The sequence below is a fragment of the Ideonella azotifigens genome, from assembly GCF_006519715.1.
Taxonomy (GTDB): domain Bacteria; phylum Pseudomonadota; class Gammaproteobacteria; order Burkholderiales; family Burkholderiaceae_C; genus Ideonella; species Ideonella azotifigens.
Genome location: NZ_VIDT01000002.1, coordinates 1 through 13392, shown reverse-complemented (window position 1 = coordinate 13392; position 13392 = coordinate 1). Strand labels below are relative to the sequence as shown.

Below are 13392 nucleotides of genomic sequence, written 5' to 3'. Positions count from 1 at the left end.
GCAAACCGGGGCTTCCTGGGCGTCGGCCGTTCACGGCCCCGCAAAATTCCGCGGGTTAACCCGCAGGCCGACGCGGAGGGGTGGTCAAGCGCGTACATCGTTGAACAGCTCATCGCATTCCACCGGGGGCGCCAGCTCCGGAGTGGCCGCAGCGGCCGGTGAAGAAGAGGCCACCGAAGCCGCAGGCGCTGCGGCGGTGGAAGACGACGAGCCGGCGGCAGCCAGCTCCGGATAGAAACTCGACAGGAAGCAGCCCATCACGTGCGAGACACCGCGTTCGGTGACCTCGCGCAGGTCCGAAGCCAGGTACTGGCCGAACGACGCCGCGTGGCTGATGATTTCGAAGGACGGGAAGTAGGCGACCTGCGCATGGCGCGCTTCGACCTCGCCCACCGCGGCGCGCAGCACCGACTTGGAATACGAGGACGCCACCAGCACGTTGCGCTCGCTGCGAGTGGCGACCAGCGGCACCGGTGAAACGGTGAAGATGATCTTCAGCGCCGGGTTCACCTCGGTGAGCGCGGCAACCAGGGCTTCCAGGTCGGCCACGACTTCGGTGCAGGTCAGGTTGCGGAAGACGTGCTTTTCAGGATCGAACTCGCCCTTGACCGTGCCCGGGCAGGCTGGGTAGGTGTGGCCGGTCTCGGTGTTGAGCCAGCATTCGGTCAGGCCCAGCGTGAAGATGAACACATCGGCCGTCTCGAACATGTGCTTGACGCGGCCCAGGTGGTAGGCCCGGTCTGCCCTGGCTTCTTCCAGGCTGGCAAAACCGGCCTTCACGACGCTGGGACGCACCAGGTCGTACCAGCGGCCGTCCTGCTCGAAGAAGTCTTCGATCATGGGGCGCTGGCCGAAGGCCTGCTGGAACAGCTCCAGGCACTGGCGTGTGGTGTAGATGTTCCCGTAGCGGGCGGAGAACTGCTGGTAGCTCTCCACCTCGCCGCCGAACTGGTGCATCAGCGGGTGGGCCGGCTCGGCGATGTACGGCGCCATGCCCACTTTCTTCATGTAGCGGGCGATGTGCTGCGCGAAGCAGCTGCCGGCGGTGGCGACCTTGTCGCTGCGCAGCAGCTGGAACTTCGGCGTGTCGTTGAGCGGCAGGTCGCGCCAGGCCACGTCGGACACGAACTTCTTCCAGAAGGCCCGCGGGGGGAGATTCGAATAGGGATGCATGTCGATCTCTCCGTTCAGGCGGCTTGCGCCAGCAACTCGGCCGGCACGCGGCGCTGGCCGGTCTTCTCGGCGATCTCGGCCATCTGGCGCAGCACCAGCGCGCCGTAGCGCTTGTTGCCATGCACCGAATCGCCGGCGAACTCAGCGGCCAGGTAGCCCTGCGGGTCCATGGCTTCTGCGGGCGGCAGCAGGCTGTTGATGCCGCAGGCGCGCGCCGATTCGCGGATCTGCCGGGCGTAGACCAGGTAGTACTTGAGCCGCACCGACAGCGGGCTCATGTCCACCGCTTCCGGGTCCACCACGCCGGGGCCCGGGTCCCAGCGCTCGCCAGGGATCGTGGGCGGGCACACCACGTTGAAGACCGGCATCGAAGGCTGCATCGCGCGGATGGCCAGCAGGATGGCCTGGGCCTTGGCGATCTGCGCGGCCACTTGCAGTTCGATGACGTACAGCGGCACGATCTGCCGGCCCGGCAGCGGCGCCAGGTCCGGCCGCTCTGGCAGCCAGAAGTCCAGCGGCTGCGGCTGCTCGCGCAGCGCCAGGTGGATGTGCTCCTCGCCGTGAATGAAGGTGAACAGCACGTTGCCGCCCTGCCCGCCTTCCCCGTTCATGCCAGCCAGCATCTTCTGGAAGCCCGGCGCCATGCTGATCACGCTGGGCGAGCTTTGCAGCGCCAGCGTCGGGCCCCAGTGCGGGGCGATCTGGCGGATGTAGAGGTTGGCCACCTGCACCGGCACGGCGATCTGCGCCGGATCGGTGTGCCAGTCGACAAACTGCGGCGCCTGGTCGTTGGAAATGCGGCCCAGCTGCGCCTTGAGCCCGTCTGCGCTGCAGGCGTCAAGCACCGGCAGGATGTGGCTCATGCCCATGATGTAGATCATTGGGTTGTCTCCCTCTTCTGGAATGCCTGTGGCGGCGGGTGTTCAGTCAGGTCAGCTGGATCAGCGGCACTTCGAAAGTGCGCAGCCCGCGGGCGTGCAGCCAGAAACCCAGGAAGCGTTCGGCGAGGAAGCCCGGGTAGCGGTTGTTGTAGGTGTCGTAAGGCGCGCCGATGCGCGCGTACACCGCGTCGATCAGCGGAAAGAGTTCTTCGCAGTACGCGTTGAACTGCTCGCGGCGGATGACGACCATGTTGCAGTTCGACATCGTGCTGTTCAGCTTGAACAGCGGGATGAACCTGCGGTATTCGGGATGCTGGTCGTGCAGCTCTTCCAGGAAGGCTTCCCAGGTTTCTGCAGGGTGATGCGCCAGGTAATGCGCCTCGATCGAGCGGTTCGAGCCGGCGCGCTTGGGCACGATGGCGTCGGCCACGTCCAGGATCTCGTCGAGCTTGCTGCGCTGGCCGTCGGCCGTCAGGTACGAGAGGAAAAAGGCATCGCCCGGCACGCCCACGGTGGTCTGGTACTGCCAGGTCGCGTCGAACACATAGTTCAGGTAGCGCCGGTAGTGATAGAAGCCCACCACGTCGGCCGTGGCGTTCTTCCAGGCCCAGTACTGGGCCGTCAGCTCGCAATAGAACGAGTTCAGCGACGAGATGTTGTCGTCACCCTCCCCGTCACTCTTGAAGCCCTCGGCCTGGTAGCCGTTGACCCCCACAGGCTGGATCCACGGGCAATCGGCATTGCGCACGTAGTCCTTGTGAAAGGTCTGGTAGATCGTCAGTTGCTGCGGGTCACTCATCTCGGTTCCTTGACGCTGCGCCAGCCTCGGAACCGGTCGGGTCAAGCCTCGACACGAGCACCAATCTGGACACAGCGACCTTACCGAGCGAGAGGTGTCTGCATTCCGGGGAGTAGAGGGGGGTTTTGGGGGCTATTGGGGGCGGAGAGGCGCGGCCGACTCCGACCGAGCGGCGGTTGAGCGACCAAAGGGAAAAGGTCGAGCAGTCTCAGGTTTGAAGCCCAGCGCCCAGCCCGCTCCATTTCCCAGGGGCTTTAATCCTTAAGGTAGAGGAAGTCGCCTCTTTCCATGATCGATACCGCGGTGATACGCTGGAGCGACGGACCAAAAATCAAGCCCATCGAGAACTTGCCTTAAATACCGCGAGTGTTGGTCTCTGACGATGAGTCTTGTCTCGCGACGGGTTTTACTGCTACATCGCGTTAGCTGCCTCAATCATGCGCCGTCTCAAGTCTTTAGCACTCGTTCTCACAGGCTTGGCATTCTTCGCGGGATGCACAGGCCTCGTTGTATGGGGGGTGTACGCCTTTTTCCAGTATCTCAGCACCATTCCGAAGGAGCTTGCCGCGCCGCTAATAGCCGCGTCAGCCACGGTGTTCGTTGCAACGGCAACGGTCATGGTGGGTCGGTACTACGAGAGAAAGAAGGAACTCGATGCGCTTTACCGCGACAAGAAGACCGAAATCTATGATGAGTTTCTCAAGGAGTTTTTCACCCTCTTCTTCAACGGTGGCGAAGACAGCCCGAGGACAGAGAAGGATTTGGTTCCCTTCCTTCGAGAGTTCACCCGCAAGCTTGTTTTGTGGAGCGGCCCAGATGTGATTGAAGCGTTCGTCGCCTGGAAAGATCACCTTGCCAAGGGAAATCCTGACGCAAAGTCAATCTTCCTCACAGAGGATTTTTTACTCGCAATTCGCAAGGACTTACGGCACACAAACAAGTCTCTGCGCAAAGTATTCTGTGCCCGTCTGTTCCTTCGCGAGGGTGCCCTATTCCTGACAATGGCGGAGAAAGACCCAAACGTCACGTTGGCAGCCCTCTCGGAAATTGAGAGTGCACTTTCAGCCCAAGCAACAGCGGTATAAAAAAGAAGACCAACCTGGTACTGAAGAGGACCGCCAAAACTCTGCGAATTTTATCTTCTGCTGAGCTTCGACATTATTCGTAAAAAACAGGGATAACGAGGTAAAATTTTGTATTCATGTATTCCTTTTCATGCGCGACGACGGCTCGTTTAGCTAGTTGCTGAGCGATGCCGCGATACAGGACTTGATCCTAGCGTATTTATTGCCCGACACATTCCCTACCGTTTGGACCTGGTAGACGGCATTGCACTCGAGGAGCGCCTCAAGAAGCTCTCAACAGAGGATGGCAACGGTGCCCAACAAGTTATTGGATCCTACTCGCGTCGGCAAGCCGTCGCTCGCACTCGGCTTAGTTGGCCTTTTCTCGTCGCTTGGAGTACTCATGTCGAACACAACCGAGGAAGAGCTAGTTGCAGCAGGGAGGGGAAAATGGTCAGCGCCAGGCGTGCCCCACAAAGGTTGGGTTTGCATTGATATCGAAGACCTTGGCGAGCCTCAGACCGAATGTGAAATGTGTGAATCTCGGACCATTCGCTACGTTCATCACATGGAGCATCCGGATTACTCAACGATTCTAGCCGTGGGCTGCGTTTGCGCCGGTCACATGGAAGGGGATTTGGATGCCGCGCGGAGTCGTGATGCATCAATGCAGAGCCGAGCATCCAAGCGTAGCCGTTGGACTACTCGAAAATGGAAAATATCAAAGAATGGCAACCCAACGATCAAGGCGGATGGGTTTAGGGTTACTGTATACGAGCGCAGCAATGGCTGGGCAGCAACCGTATCGCCGATGGGCGGATCTGGAGTTATACACGGCAGGCGAAACTATCCAACCATGAATCAAGCAAAACTCGCCGCTTTTGACGAAATCACTCGCCTACAGTCCGCAAATAATGGCTAACATCAGCGCCTCGGCGAGAGAAAATTTTGTGTTATACAGTATGATTCAATCACACTCAGTTCTGACTCTGAGATGATGCAATACAAGATTCGACTCCAGAATTACCTACCAAATCAGAACGCATGCCGCCACAACCCCAACGCCGGAAGCAGCTTCAATTCTGTACATAACGGCTGCTTGAGCGGGCCATAGACACAAAATAGTACAAGTTGACTAGTTATCGAGCCAGCAAATCCCACCATCGGAAATTTGCAAAGCTTAATAATGTCACATCATATGTGCACGGAGGCGGACTTCCAAAGCTGCTCGAATGTATCCCTCACAGGAATGAATGCATCCGCTATTTGCGTAAGTGTCGTCGGCGCCTTCTTTGCGCCATCTTTAAATGATGCTCCGGATTGATAGCAGTTAGCGTTGTCAACGAAGAGAAAGCGGTCGTGTAGTTGCGCTGTGGAACGCACTTCAATAGCTAATTTACTTTGCTGAGAAAAGGCTTGTACCGCCGGGAGGAGGGATTGAATTGTCTTATTTGCAAGAAGACGGACGCTGACTCCCGACTTGATATGAGGAGCGTATCTGGAAACAAACTCAGCATCGAGATAGGGATCAACAAAAAATAGACTTGCTTTGGCCTCTTCAATTATTTTCCTGAGCTCATCAAAATAATCGAAAACATTCCCACCACCTACCACAACAGATAGCGGACCGGTAGTCCTCATCCGCAGATCGAACCTCGCTTGGTTGATAATTGTCATCATTCCCGCAAGAGCCATGTAAAGGTCTCCGGTAGGCGATGCCAACGAATTAATGTACCCGTTAAGGACAAGCGATTGCGCCTCATCCCATTGAGCCACCAATGCAAGCGCCCGCCCAAACCACGAGTAGTTTTCTTCAAGCGGGTGTCTCAGCTTTGACCGTTCAGGCATTGTTCTCAGCAAATCCTCAATTTCTGAGAGCAACTGTTCGCGACTAAGGTTTGGCATGTTTACGTTGTGTGCGTTGTGGAAGGCAGGCGGTAGTGGGAGATCGTAAATGAGATCGCCTCATTGTGCCTGATGCACATAGATAGGTTTGTGGATCAGGCACGAGTAGAGAAGATCAGGCGCCGCGGCGAAACCAAGGTCCAGGCTTTTCGAAGAGTTTTTCTATCGTGTATATTTCGCTAAGTTGTTGATTCTTATGGAATCCGCTGTTTGAAATTTGCAAGAAAATTATTGGGCAGAGCTTAGATCAAGCGTCCCATTATCATCCACAATGATTGAATTCAATAGCAAATCCCCGTGAACACGAAATGATCGGCAAGAAGGAATTGCACTTCATGTGCGGCAAGGCGGGGGCCGGGAAAAGCACTTTGGCGGCATCGCTTGCGCGGCAACACGACGCAGTACTGCTGCGCGAGGACATCTGGCTGGCGCGGCTTTTTCCTGACGAGCTCGCCACTTTTGCGGACTACATCAAGTACTCGAAACGCATCAAGCTCGTGGTGGCGCCGCTGGTGGTGGAACTGTTGGCCAGGCAATCGGTGGTACTGGACTTTCCGGCGAATACGCGGGACGGGCGCAACTGGTTCCGCTCGATCTTCGAGCAGGCGAATTGCGCCCACACCTTGCACCATCTGGACGCCAGCAACCAGCTGTGCCTGCAGCGCATTGCCAAACGCAACGTTGAACGCCCGGAAGGCTCGCACGAACTGGACGAGGCGACCTTCAACCTCGTCACCTCGTATTTCCAGCCGCCTTTGCCGGATGAAGGCTTCAATGTGCGGAAGTATGCGCCGAGCGCGAACCAGTCCGACGGGGCGGATCGCCAGCCATGAAGGTTCGCGTCTTACCGCCCAATCCAGATTGGCGCGTCGAGTTTGATTCTGAGGCGGCACAGATTCATGCTGCGTTGGCCAATCTGGACATCGAAGTCCATCACATTGGCAGTACCGCGATCCACGGCGTCTTCGCCAAGCCAATCATCGACATGCTGCTGACGGTGCCCAGTCTCGCCACAGTGGACGACAACGCACAGGCCATGCAGGCACTGGGCTACGAAGCGATGGGCGAATTTGGCATTCCGGGCCGGCGCTATTTCCGAAAAAATTCACCAGACGGTATTCGCACGCATCAAGTGCATGCATTCGAGCGCGGCAGCGAGGGCGCAAGCCGCCATCTTGCTTTTCGCGACTACATGAACGCGCATGCCGAAGCGGCGCAAGCTTACAGCGCTCTGAAACAGCGCTTGGCGATCAGCTTTCCAGACGACATCCAGGGTTATATGGATGGCAAGAATGCGTTCGTCAAACACCATGAAGCACTCGCCCTGGCTTGGCAAGAGGGTCAACAGGTTGGCTGAAAAGTTGGCTTTGCGTACTGCACCACTCGCCGCGCTGCTCCTTGCAATCTCCGTGACGGCAATGCCGGCCGGTTTGGGTGCCAACGACAGACGACAGGTGGACGACGTTCGTGTCGATGACGCCACCGGTCAGGTCAAACTGTTGCTGGTGATTGACCGGCCGCTGGAAGACGGCCTGACCAAGCCCAGCGCGCAGCGAAAACTGCGCGGCTATCGGCAATGGCTCGACGATCCAAAGTTCACCACCAACTTTCCACAGGCGAAGCGCGACAAGGCGCCACTGGTACTGCTGGTCCATTTGCCGCCCAAGAACGAGCTTGGGCGTTCGGTCTTGAGTCAGATCGAGGTTTATGCGCGTGAATTGGGATTTGCGCCCGAGTTGCAACTCGCCGCGGTAAAAGACCCGCCACGGTAAAGCTGCCGAAACCAGCGTTGCTCACCCCCGCACAGGAGACCACCGACACTTGAAGGCACTGTCAGTGCGGCGCCGTTCGCTGGCAGCTGGACGAGATGCCCGAGCCCGGCACGGCTGGCAATCGCACTGCCAGCTGGCGATGCGACACGCTCTGGGTGTATGGGCTACGACGGTGAAGACATCAGGGACATATGGTTTGAACCCGTTCCTGACAGAGCGGGCGTGCCGTTTGCTGCCGGTCAGATCTGGTGGATTCGGAGGCGCACATGAAGCCAAGCATCACATTGCTGACCCTCGGGGTTTCGGACCTGGAACGGGCGGTCGCGTTTTACCGGGACGGGCTGGGATTGCCGACCAAGGGCATCGTCGGCACGGAAATCGAGAATGGCGCGGTGGCCTTCTTCGATCTGGAGAATGGCTTGAAGCTGGGCCTGTGGCCGCGCAAGAGCATGGCGGCCGACAGCGGGCTGCCAATGCAGCAGGCCACGAGTGCTCTGGAAATCTCCCTCGCGCACAACGTGGGCTCGAACGAAGAGGTCGACGCGGTGATGGGCCAGGCAACTGCCGCTGGCGCGAACATCGTGAAACCGGCCCAGGCGACCTTCTACGGCGGCTACGCCGGCTACTTCCAGGATCCGGACGGGCACCTGTGGGAAGTGGCGTTCAACCCGAGCTTCTCGTCGCTCTGACGAACCTGCTTCCGTGCCCAAGGAATGGCTTGCACTTCAGCCGCAAGCAGCTGGCGCTCAAGGCGACTTCGAGAACAAGACCACCTCGGGCAGGCCATCGAAATGCGCGTCACAGGTCAGCAAGTCCGCGCCGGCGTGCCGAGCCGTTGCGTAGACGATGGCATCGGCGGTAGCCAGTTTGTGTTCGCGGTGCAGGTCTGCCGCGAGCAGGGCGATGGAGGTGTCCATCGGCACGACCACACACTTCTGCGTGTAGGCGATCACTTGATCCGACTGTTCTTCGCCGAGCTCGCGCACCAGCCACTTCGACAGTTCGAGCTGCACGATGGTGGGGACGATGCACTGCGACTTGTCGGGGAACTGCTGGCCAAGTTGCTTGCCGAGCGTGCTGCCGATCAACCACTCGATCCATGCCGATGTGTCGACCACGCGCATGGCTGCCATCAGTAGCGATCCCCACGGTCGCGGTAGCCGTCTGTCTGCGCGCCCTTGGCGATGCCAGCCAGTTGTTCGAGTTCCGGCACGGGCATCACCAGCACCCCCTTGCCCTTGGGGATGAACACGAACTCTTGCCCGGCCTGCCAGTGCAGTTCCTCGCGCACGCCCTTGGGAATGGAAATCTGGAATTTGCTGGACAAGGTGGCGGTAGCTGTCATTTTCTTACTCCGTAAATATCGATCACCATTCGGTAAGAATACGCCTCTTTGCCCCCTGAGGCCAGGCGTGGTCGCGTGCAGCAACCATCAGCCCCAGCGGGCCCTACCTCGCCAGCAGTGCCAGCACCTCCGAATGGAACTCCCGGCGGAACAGCACCCAGATGACGCCGACGGTGGCGGCCACGAAGATCCACGGCGAGAAGAACCACCCGACGACGGCGAAGGCCATGTAGTAGCCGCGCAGGCCGTCGTTGAAGGCTTCGGCGGCCAGGGCCATGACGCCGCCGGCGCGGTCGGCGAAGGCGTCGCGTTCGGCTTCGGTCCAGGGTTCGTCGAACAGCGGGGCGGAGGCGACGAGCAAGGCGCCGAAGCTGTACTGGCGGATGCTCCAGGTGAAGCGGAAGAAGGCGTAGATGAAGATGCCCAGCAGCAGCACCAGCTTCATCTCCAGCACCAGCGCGCTGGTGTGGGCGGCAAACGGCAGGTCGCGCACCAGTTCTTCGGTGCGCTCCACGCCTGCGCTGATCACGGCCAACAGGCCGCCAATGATCAGGATGGTGGTGGACGCGAAAAACGATGGGCTGCTGGACATGCTTTGCGTGACCATGCCGTCGAGGATGCGGTTCTCGCGCTGCGTGGTGCGGCGCATCCAGAGCCGGCGCTCATGGTTGGTGCTGCCCAGCACCGAGGCGCGGGTGGTGGCGCGGCGGCGGGCGAAGCTGGCGTAGCCGGCCCAGCCGCCGAAGAACACCAGCAGGGCCAGCCAGTCGAGCCCGGACAGCAGGCTCAGCGCATCCAACAGCGAAGTTCTCATGGGCCCGGACTTTACCGGGCAGCCACCGCTTCTTCAGCCTGCCGTCAAGGCAGGTAAGGCGTCAGCCAGCCCATCTGCGGCGCGTCCACGCCGTTCTGCGGCTCGATGGAATACATGTAGCTGCCCCACCACGGGCCGGCCGCCCACCAGGTCCAGCCATTCCACACGTCGCGGTTGGCGCCGAGGTGGTCCAGCATGCCGGTGACGGCGGCCTGGCAGGTGGCGTTGTTGCCACCGGCGAATTCGCCGAGGAAGCCGCGCTTGCCGTGGCTGCGCAGCCAGGCGGTGAAACCGCTCAGGCGCTCGACGCCAATGGTGGTGCTGACGCAGTTGGCCGAATTGCCGGAACTGTCGCTGTCCAGGTACTGGTGCACCTCATAGGCGTAGCGGTCCGCCGGGTCCACCACGCCAAGCATCACGGTGGCGTTGGACGTGCCGTACCAGGTGTCGCTCCAGCTGTGGCCGCCGGTCCAGCCGTTGCCGGGTACGAGGATCAGGTTGCCGGCACCGGCTGCGCGGATCGCCGCGATGGCGGCATTGGCCGCGCCCAGCCATTGCTCGGTGGGCATGTCGTGCGGCTCGTTCATCAGCGCAAACACGACCTTGTCGTTGCCCTTGTAGGCAGTGGCCAGGCGCGACCAGAGGTCGGCAAAAGCGGCATTGGACACGCCGGCGCCGACGACGTTGCTGTAGTAGCGGGCGTAGTTGTGCGGGTCCAGCACCACGGTGACGCCGCTGGCGGTGGCGGCGGCCACGAAGCCGTTGAGCCGGCCCCACTCGGCGCTGTCGAACGCGGCATTCAGCGTGGGCTGCAGCCGCTCCCATCGGAATGGCAACCGTACCGTGTTCATCTGCTTGCCGGCGAAGTAGCCGACCTCGCCCTGCGTCGGGTAGGTGTAGTTGACGCCGTAGGTGCCGGGCAGCGAGCCGCCACCCCACGGGTCCGCCCCGAACTCGGCGCCGGCCAGGCTCACGCCGCGGTAGGCCGGCACCGGGCTGCTGGTGTTGATCTTCTGCTTGTTGTAGGAGCAGACCTTGGCGGGCTTGGCAGGGTTCGGATCCACGCCGCCGAAGCTGGCCAGCGTGCAGGCCACGCCACCCACGTAGGTGCCGTAGGCGAACTTGCCGGCCGCCCCATAGGCGACCTGGCGGGCGCCCTTGAAGCTGCAGGTCTGGCCTTCGGTGGCGCACTTGGCGTAGCCGGCGGGCAGGTTGCCGGCGTGGGCGGCAGCGCCCGCCAGGGCAGCAAAGAGGACGAGTGACGAGCGACGCAGCGGGGGCATGAGGTCTCCGGCAACCCCTCAGCGGGGCGAAAGCCGGATTCTCATGCTTGGTCCGGGCGGCAGCAGGTGTTTCCGGTCGCCCGGCAACATGCAGATGCGTTTGTTGCCTGGCGACATCAGGGCCGCCGTTGCCCGCGCTCAGGCGATCAGGCTGCCAGGTCGAACACCAGCACCTCGGCGCCCTGCCCGCCGCTGATCTCCAGCTGGTGCTCGCCGGTCAGCGCCAGGGCGTCGCCCGCCGAGAGCTGCTGGCCGTTGACCGTCAGCTTGCCGCGGGCCAGGTGCACCCAGGTCTTGCGGGCCGGGTTCAGCGCCAGCTCGGCCGATTCGTCACCGTCGAACAGACCGGCGCGGATCGCGGCGTCGGCGTTCAGCGTCACCGCCCCGTCGCGGCCGTCCGGCGAGGCCACCAGGCGCAGCTTGCCGCGCTTTTCCTCGGTGCTGAAAGCCTTCTGCTCGTAGCCCGGTGCCAGGCCTGCGGCCTTGGGCAGCAGCCAGATCTGCATGAAGTGCGTGGTCTGGCCTTCGGCGTGGTTGAACTCGCTGTGGCGCACGCCGGTGCCGGCCGTCATGCGTTGCACTTCGCCAGGCTGGATGGTGGCGCCGGTGCCCAGGCTGTCCTTGTGGCCCAGGCCGCCTTCCAGCACGTAGCTGACGATTTCCATGTCGCGGTGGCCATGGGTGCCGAAGCCGGTGCCCGGGGCAATGCGGTCTTCGTTGATGACACGCAGGTTGCCAAAGCCCATGTGGGCCGGGTCGTGATAGTCGGCAAAGGAGAAGGTGTGGAAGCTCTTCAGCCAGCCGTGGTCGGCATAGCCGCGGTCTTCAGACTTGCGCAGGGTGATCATGGTGAGCATCTCCGTGTGAAGCGGCGGTGGAGGCGAAAGGCCTTGCGTCGCGGTGAATCCAATGTAGGTCTGGGACCCTCTTGTGCGGCGGCGGTGGCTTGAAGCGAGCTTTCAAATAAGATGAATGCCCAAGCGCTTCTGCATTCAGTCTTTACGCCTCCCCAAAACGCCGCCGCCATGACAGACCGCCGCCAAGCCCTCACGCCCGACGCCTTGTCGATGATGGACACCATCGCCCGCACCGGCAGCTTTGCCGCTGCAGCGCGCGAGCTGGGCAAGGTGCCTTCGGCGCTGACCTACAGCGTGCGCCAGCTGGAAGACGCGCTGGACGTGCTGCTGTTCGACCGCCGCTCGCGCCAGGCCCAGCTCACCGCCGCTGGCGAGGAACTGCTGCAGGAAGGCCGGCGACTGCTTGCGCAGATGGACGCGGTGGCCAACCGGGTGCGCCGCGTATCCACCGGCTGGGAAACCCAGTTGACGATCGCGGTCGACGGCGTGCTGTCCCGGCTGACCATCCTGGAGCTGTGCGAAGCCTTCTACGCCATGCGCCCCAACGGCGGCCAGGACGGCCCAGGCACGCGGCTGCGGCTGCGCACCGAGGTGCTGGCTGGCACCTGGGAGGCGCTGGTGTCGGGCCAGGCGGACCTGGCGATTGGCGTGCCGGGCGACAGCGTGCTGGCCTCGGGCATCGAACTAAGGCCGCTGGGCGACATGGCGTTTGTCTTCGCGGTCGCGCCGCATCACCCGCTGGCCACTTTCGACGGCCCCATTGACGACGCCGAGTTGCTGCGCCACCGCGCGGTCGCCGTGGCCGACTCGGCCCAACGCCTGTCGCCCATGACGGTCAACCTGCTGCCCGGCCAGGACGTGCTGACCGTGCCCACCATGCACACCAAGATCGAGGCCCAGCTGCGCTGCCTGGGCTGCGGCTTCGTGCCCGAGCCGCTCGTGCGCGACCACATCCGCCTGGGCCGGCTGGTCGTCAAGCAGGTGCAGCGCCAGCAGCGCGTGGCGACCATGGCCTACGCCTGGCGCGCGGCGTCGGTCACCCAGCCGCGCAAGGCGCCGCAGGGGCTGGCCTTGCAGTGGTGGCTGCAGCAGCTGGAGAGCCCTGCCACTCGGCATGCGCTGCTCAATCCGCAAAGCGGCCTGGTTTCCGACGTGGATTGAACATGTCGGGCTACATCGGTCGCTTTGCGCCCTCACCCACCGGCCTGCTGCACGCCGGTTCGCTGGTGGCCGCGCTGGCCAGCTGGCTGGACGCACGCGCACATGGCGGCCAGTGGCGCGTGCGCATCGAAGATGTGGACACGCCGCGCTGCATCGCGGGTGCAGGCGAGGCCATCCTGGCCCAACTGGCGGCCTGCAGGCTGTTGCCGGATGGCCAGGTGTGGTGGCAGTCGCGCCGTGGCGAGGCTTATGCGGCGGCGCTGCAGCAACTGGTGACCGCCGGCCTGGCCTACCCCTGCGGCTGCAGCCGGCAGGACATCCTGAACGCGCTGGCCGCG

General features: G+C 62.0%; 17 protein-coding genes. 8 read left to right on the top strand and 9 right to left on the bottom strand.

Going from position 1 to position 13392, the window contains the following annotated elements; genetic code table 11:
- Window positions 1-84: 84 nt before the first annotated feature.
- From FKP22_RS00415 to FKP22_RS00405, 3 genes are read right to left on the bottom strand one after another with little or no spacing between them, the layout of a single operon-like run.
- Window positions 85-1173, bottom strand: coding sequence for a GSCFA domain-containing protein (locus tag FKP22_RS00415; protein ID WP_141284090.1), 1089 nt, complete (start codon window positions 1171-1173; stop codon window positions 85-87).
- Between the two features lie 14 nt (window positions 1174-1187).
- Window positions 1188-2054 (bottom strand): hypothetical protein, encoded by an 867-nt coding sequence (locus FKP22_RS00410; RefSeq protein WP_141284088.1) that lies wholly within the window; start codon window positions 2052-2054, stop codon window positions 1188-1190.
- 46 nt (window positions 2055-2100) lie between these two features.
- Window positions 2101-2853: a DUF4422 domain-containing protein gene (locus FKP22_RS00405; protein ID WP_141284086.1), complete on the bottom strand. Its 753-nt coding sequence runs from the start codon at window positions 2851-2853 to the stop codon at window positions 2101-2103.
- 437 nt (window positions 2854-3290) lie between these two features.
- Between FKP22_RS00405 and FKP22_RS00400 the strand changes: the two genes are divergently transcribed.
- Together FKP22_RS00400 and FKP22_RS00395 are read left to right on the top strand one after the other, a co-directional pair.
- Window positions 3291-3938, top strand: coding sequence for a hypothetical protein (locus FKP22_RS00400; protein ID WP_141284084.1), 648 nt, complete (start codon window positions 3291-3293; stop codon window positions 3936-3938).
- A 382-nt stretch (window positions 3939-4320) separates the two neighbouring features.
- Complete coding sequence (locus FKP22_RS00395) at window positions 4321-4839, top strand: hypothetical protein (RefSeq protein WP_141284117.1); 519 nt, start codon at window positions 4321-4323, stop codon at window positions 4837-4839.
- Between the two features lie 272 nt (window positions 4840-5111).
- On the opposite strand, the gene FKP22_RS00390 is transcribed toward FKP22_RS00395, so the two are convergent.
- Window positions 5112-5822 (bottom strand): hypothetical protein, encoded by a 711-nt coding sequence (locus FKP22_RS00390; RefSeq protein WP_141284082.1) that lies wholly within the window; start codon window positions 5820-5822, stop codon window positions 5112-5114.
- Window positions 5823-6130: 308 nt separating this feature from the next.
- On the opposite strand from FKP22_RS00390, the gene FKP22_RS00385 reads away from it, so the two are divergent.
- From FKP22_RS00385 to FKP22_RS00370, 4 genes are all read left to right on the top strand, one after another.
- Entirely contained in the window at window positions 6131-6655 is a 525-nt protein-coding gene (locus FKP22_RS00385) for a P-loop nucleotide/nucleoside kinase family protein (protein ID WP_141284080.1), read from the top strand.
- Window positions 6652-7179, top strand: a complete 528-nt coding sequence (locus tag FKP22_RS00380; protein WP_141284078.1) for a GrpB family protein — start codon at window positions 6652-6654, stop codon at window positions 7177-7179. Before FKP22_RS00385 ends, FKP22_RS00380 begins: the two co-directional genes overlap by 4 nt.
- Window positions 7133-7594: a hypothetical protein gene (locus FKP22_RS00375; RefSeq protein ID WP_141284076.1), complete on the top strand. Its 462-nt coding sequence runs from the start codon at window positions 7133-7135 to the stop codon at window positions 7592-7594. The genes FKP22_RS00380 and FKP22_RS00375 overlap by 47 nt, the downstream gene beginning before the upstream one ends.
- Window positions 7595-7860: 266 nt before the next feature.
- The gene (locus FKP22_RS00370; RefSeq protein ID WP_141284074.1) at window positions 7861-8283 is read left to right on the top strand and encodes a VOC family protein; all 423 of its coding nucleotides are present in this window, start codon (window positions 7861-7863) and stop codon (window positions 8281-8283) included.
- A 57-nt stretch (window positions 8284-8340) separates the two neighbouring features.
- On the opposite strand, the gene FKP22_RS00365 is transcribed toward FKP22_RS00370, so the two are convergent.
- The 5 genes from FKP22_RS00365 to FKP22_RS00345 all read right to left on the bottom strand — a co-directional run bounded on the left by FKP22_RS00365 (window position 8341) and on the right by FKP22_RS00345 (window position 11884).
- A complete protein-coding gene (locus tag FKP22_RS00365) occupies window positions 8341-8718 on the bottom strand; it encodes a type II toxin-antitoxin system VapC family toxin (protein ID WP_141284072.1) in 378 nt (125 codons plus the stop codon).
- Between the two features lie 8 nt (window positions 8719-8726).
- The gene (locus tag FKP22_RS00360; protein ID WP_141284070.1) at window positions 8727-8939 is read right to left on the bottom strand and encodes an AbrB/MazE/SpoVT family DNA-binding domain-containing protein; all 213 of its coding nucleotides are present in this window, start codon (window positions 8937-8939) and stop codon (window positions 8727-8729) included.
- Window positions 8940-9042: 103 nt separating this feature from the next.
- Complete coding sequence (locus FKP22_RS00355; RefSeq protein WP_141284068.1) at window positions 9043-9753, bottom strand: DUF599 domain-containing protein; 711 nt, start codon at window positions 9751-9753, stop codon at window positions 9043-9045.
- 44 nt (window positions 9754-9797) lie between these two features.
- Window positions 9798-11036, bottom strand: a complete 1239-nt coding sequence (locus FKP22_RS00350) for a glycoside hydrolase family 5 protein (protein WP_141284066.1) — start codon at window positions 11034-11036, stop codon at window positions 9798-9800.
- Window positions 11037-11182: 146 nt separating this feature from the next.
- On the bottom strand, window positions 11183-11884 hold the full coding sequence (locus tag FKP22_RS00345; RefSeq protein ID WP_141284063.1) for a pirin family protein: 702 nt from the start codon (window positions 11882-11884) through the stop codon (window positions 11183-11185).
- A gap of 177 nt (window positions 11885-12061) precedes the next feature.
- Between FKP22_RS00345 and FKP22_RS00340 the strand changes: the two genes are divergently transcribed.
- Both FKP22_RS00340 and FKP22_RS00335 read left to right on the top strand, forming a co-directional pair.
- Entirely contained in the window at window positions 12062-13054 is a 993-nt protein-coding gene (locus FKP22_RS00340; RefSeq protein ID WP_141284061.1) for a LysR family transcriptional regulator, read from the top strand.
- A 2-nt stretch (window positions 13055-13056) separates the two neighbouring features.
- On the top strand, window positions 13057-13392 hold a 336-nt coding region (locus FKP22_RS00335; protein ID WP_233446786.1), incomplete at its 3' end, for a glutamate--tRNA ligase family protein.

What these genes read in the sequence shown, in the direction of transcription:
- FKP22_RS00415 (WP_141284090.1), bottom strand. Translation starts at nt 1,173, where the DNA reads ATGCATCCCTATTCGAATCTCCCCCCGCGGGCCTTCTGGAAGAAGTTC.
- FKP22_RS00410 (WP_141284088.1), bottom strand. Translation starts at nt 2,054, where the DNA reads ATGATCTACATCATGGGCATGAGCCACATCCTGCCGGTGCTTGACGCC.
- FKP22_RS00405 (WP_141284086.1), bottom strand. Translation starts at nt 2,853, where the DNA reads ATGAGTGACCCGCAGCAACTGACGATCTACCAGACCTTTCACAAGGAC.
- FKP22_RS00400 (WP_141284084.1), top strand. Translation starts at nt 3,291, where the DNA reads ATGCGCCGTCTCAAGTCTTTAGCACTCGTTCTCACAGGCTTGGCATTC.
- FKP22_RS00395 (WP_141284117.1), top strand. Translation starts at nt 4,321, where the DNA reads ATGTCGAACACAACCGAGGAAGAGCTAGTTGCAGCAGGGAGGGGAAAA.
- FKP22_RS00390 (WP_141284082.1), bottom strand. Translation starts at nt 5,822, where the DNA reads ATGCCAAACCTTAGTCGCGAACAGTTGCTCTCAGAAATTGAGGATTTG.
- FKP22_RS00385 (WP_141284080.1), top strand. Translation starts at nt 6,131, where the DNA reads ATGATCGGCAAGAAGGAATTGCACTTCATGTGCGGCAAGGCGGGGGCC.
- FKP22_RS00380 (WP_141284078.1), top strand. Translation starts at nt 6,652, where the DNA reads ATGAAGGTTCGCGTCTTACCGCCCAATCCAGATTGGCGCGTCGAGTTT.
- FKP22_RS00375 (WP_141284076.1), top strand. Translation starts at nt 7,133, where the DNA reads ATGAAGCACTCGCCCTGGCTTGGCAAGAGGGTCAACAGGTTGGCTGAA.
- FKP22_RS00370 (WP_141284074.1), top strand. Translation starts at nt 7,861, where the DNA reads ATGAAGCCAAGCATCACATTGCTGACCCTCGGGGTTTCGGACCTGGAA.
- FKP22_RS00365 (WP_141284072.1), bottom strand. Translation starts at nt 8,718, where the DNA reads ATGCGCGTGGTCGACACATCGGCATGGATCGAGTGGTTGATCGGCAGC.
- FKP22_RS00360 (WP_141284070.1), bottom strand. Translation starts at nt 8,939, where the DNA reads ATGACAGCTACCGCCACCTTGTCCAGCAAATTCCAGATTTCCATTCCC.
- FKP22_RS00355 (WP_141284068.1), bottom strand. Translation starts at nt 9,753, where the DNA reads ATGAGAACTTCGCTGTTGGATGCGCTGAGCCTGCTGTCCGGGCTCGAC.
- FKP22_RS00350 (WP_141284066.1), bottom strand. Translation starts at nt 11,036, where the DNA reads ATGCCCCCGCTGCGTCGCTCGTCACTCGTCCTCTTTGCTGCCCTGGCG.
- FKP22_RS00345 (WP_141284063.1), bottom strand. Translation starts at nt 11,884, where the DNA reads ATGATCACCCTGCGCAAGTCTGAAGACCGCGGCTATGCCGACCACGGC.
- FKP22_RS00340 (WP_141284061.1), top strand. Translation starts at nt 12,062, where the DNA reads ATGACAGACCGCCGCCAAGCCCTCACGCCCGACGCCTTGTCGATGATG.